Source organism: Actinoplanes sp. NPDC049681, assembly GCF_044465265.1.
Lineage (GTDB): Bacteria > Actinomycetota > Actinomycetes > Mycobacteriales > Micromonosporaceae > Actinoplanes.
In genome coordinates this window covers 1,774-5,187 of record NZ_JBITLP010000015.1, presented here as the reverse complement: position 1 = coordinate 5,187, position 3,414 = coordinate 1,774, and the positions used below count along the sequence as shown (strand labels likewise).

2 rRNA genes are annotated in these 3,414 nt (G+C 56.6%); both read right to left on the bottom strand.

Features of this window, described 5'->3' with window-relative positions:
* Positions 1–5: 5 nt before the first annotated feature.
* Positions 6–122 (bottom strand): 5S ribosomal RNA (rrf, locus tag ACIBO8_RS37040).
* A 121-nt stretch (positions 123–243) separates the two neighbouring features.
* A 23S ribosomal RNA gene (locus ACIBO8_RS37035) occupies positions 244–3,352 on the bottom strand.
* Positions 3,353–3,414: the final 62 nt, after the last annotated feature.

Here is a 3,414-nt window from a genome sequence, read left to right as displayed (position 1 = left end):
GTTGAGTCCGGCGGCGTCCTACTCTCCCACACCCTCCCGAGTGCAGTACCATCGGCGCTGGAGGGCTTAGCTTCCGGGTTCGGAATGAGACCGGGCGTTTCCCCTCCGCTATAACCACCGAAACACCTTTCAGCAGTAACAACATTCACCAAACATCCCCGAGGCCGTGTCACGACACCCGGGGGTGGTGGTTGTTCGCTGTGAATCACACAGTGGACGCATATGTCGAGCACCAAGTTTGGTGTGGTTAAGCCCTCGGCCTATTAGTACCGGTCGACTGAACCAGTTACCTGGCTTACATCTCCGGCCTATCAACCCAGTCGTCTAGCTGGGAGCCTTACCCACTCAAGGTGGTGGGATACCTCATCTCGAAGCGAGCTTCCCGCTTAGATGCTTTCAGCGGTTATCCCTTCCGAACGTAGCCAACCAGCCGTGCCCCTGGCGGGACAACTGGCACACCAGAGGTTCGTCCGTCCCGGTCCTCTCGTACTAGGGACAGCCCTTCTCAAGTATCCAACGCGCACGGCGGATAGGGACCGAACTGTCTCACGACGTTCTAAACCCAGCTCGCGTACCGCTTTAATGGGCGAACAGCCCAACCCTTGGGACCTGCTACAGCCCCAGGATGCGACGAGCCGACATCGAGGTGCCAAACCATCCCGTCGATATGGACTCTTGGGGAAGATCAGCCTGTTATCCCCGGGGTACCTTTTATCCGTTGAGCGACACCGCTTCCACACGCAAGTGCCGGATCACTAGTCCCGACTTTCGTCCCTGCTCGACCTGTCAGTCTCACAGTCAAGCTCCCTTATGTACTTACACTCAACACCTGATTGCCAACCAGGCTGAGGGAACCTTTGGGCGCCTCCGTTACCTTTTAGGAGGCAACCGCCCCAGTTAAACTACCCACCAGACACTGTCCCTCGACCCGATCAGGGCCGCAAGTTAGATACCCAAATCCAACAGAGTGGTATTTCAAGATTGCCTCCACCCGAACTGGCGTCCGAGCTTCACCGGCTCCCACCTATCCTACACAATTACATTCGGATACCAATGTCAAGCTATAGTAAAGGTCCCGGGGTCTTTCCGTCCTGCCGCGCGTAACGAGCATCTTTACTCGTACTGCAATTTCGCCGGGCCTGTGGTTGAGACAGTGGGGAAGTCGTTACGCCATTCGTGCAGGTCGGAACTTACCCGACAAGGAATTTCGCTACCTTAGGATGGTTATAGTTACCACCGCCGTTTACTGGCGCTTAAGTTCTCCGCTTCGCCCCGAAGAGCTAACAGGTCCCCTTAACGTTCCAGCACCGGGCAGGCGTCAGTCCATATACATCGTCTTACGACTTCGCATGGACCTGTGTTTTTAGTAAACAGTCGCTTCCCCCTGCTCTCTGCGGCCATACCACGCTCCACCCGCAAGGGGCTTCACGCGTCCGGCCCCCCTTCTCCCTAAGTTACGGGGGCAATTTGCCGAGTTCCTTAACCACAGTTCGCCCGTCGCCTCGGTATTCTCTACCTGACCACCTGTGTCGGTTTGGGGTACGGGCCGCTCGGAACATCGCTAGAGGCTTTTCTCGGCAGCATAGGATCACTGACTTCACCTGAATCGGCTCGGCATCACGTCTCAGCCTTCATGCGGTGCGGATTTGCCTACACCACGGCCTACACGCTTACCCCGGCACAACCACCGGCCGGGATCAGCTACCTTCCTGCGTCACCCCATCGCTCAACTACTACCCACGAGGGTCCTGGTCTCCATGCCTTAGGTCCGAAGACCGCCAACACTTCAAGCAGTTAGCATCATGAGGTTCATCGTGGGCGCTCCTACGCGGGTACGGGAATATCAACCCGTTATCCATCGACTACGCCTCTCGGCCTCGCCTTAGGCCCCGACTCACCCAGGGCGGATTAGCCTGGCCCTGGAACCCTTGGTCATCCGGCGGAAGGGTTTCTCACCCTTCATTCGCTACTCATGCCTGCATTCTCACTCGTATGGCGTCCACACCTGGGTCACCCCGGCGCTTCACCCGCCACACGACGCTCCCCTACCCATCAACGCGCCTGGATGAGAATCCGAAAACCCTCACCGAGCTAATGCGTCAATGCCACAGCTTCGGCGGTGTGCTTGAGCCCCGCTACATTGTCGGCGCGGAACCACTTGACCAGTGAGCTATTACGCACTCTTTAAAGGATGGCTGCTTCTAAGCCAACCTCCTGGTTGTCTAAGCGATCCCACATCCTTTTCCACTTAGCACACGCTTAGGGGCCTTAGCTGGTGATCTGGGCTGTTTCCCTCTCGACTACGAAGCTTATCCCCCGCAGTCTCACTGCCGCGCTCTCACTTACCGGCATTCGGAGTTTGGCTGATTTCGGTAAGCTTGTAGGCCCCCTAGACCATCCAGTGCTCTACCTCCGGCAAGAAACACACGACGCTGCACCTAAATGCATTTCGGGGAGAACCAGCTATCACGGAGTTTGATTGGCCTTTCACCCCTAACCACAGGTCATCCCCCAACTTTTCAACGTTGGTGGGTTCGGTCCTCCACGCAGTCTTACCCACGCTTCAACCTGCCCATGGCTAGATCACCCCGCTTCGGGTCTAGAACATGCGACTCAAACGCCCTCTTCAGACTCGCTTTCGCTACGGCTACCCCACACGGGTTAACCTCGCCACATGCCACTAACTCGCAGGCTCATTCTTCAAAAGGCACGCCATCACCCCTAAAGGCTCTGACGGATTGTAGGCGAACGGTTTCAGGTACTATTTCACTCCCCTCCCGGGGTACTTTTCACCATTCCCTCACGGTACTCGTCCGCTATCGGTCACCAGGAAGTATTCAGCCTTACCAGGTGGTCCTGGCAGATTCACAGCAGATTTCAGGAGTCCGCTGCTACTCGGGATATCTGAAAGAAGGTCAGAAGCTTTCGCCTACCGGGCTCTCACCGTCTACGGCCGACTTTCCCACGTCGTTCGACTAACCACCGACTTTGTAACTCCTCGCCTGCGTGTCAGCACAGACATTCAGATCCCACAACCCCGCACACGCAACCCCTGACAGGTATCACACGCACACGGTTTAGGCTACATCCGCTTTCGCTCGCCACTACTCACGGAATCACTATTGTTTTCTCTTCCTACGGGTACTGAGATGTTTCACTTCCCCGCGTTCCCCCCAACTAGCCTATGAATTCAGCTAGCGGTAACACGACATGACTCGTGCTAGGTTTCCCCATTCGGACACCCTGGGATCACAGCTAGGTTGACAGCTCCCCCAGGCCTATCGCGGCCTCCCACGTCCTTCATCGGCTCCTGGTGCCAAGGCATCCACCGTTCGCCCTTGACAACTTAACCACAGAAAACAAGATGCTCGCGTCCACTGTGCAATTCTCAACCAACAACCAACCCACAACCCC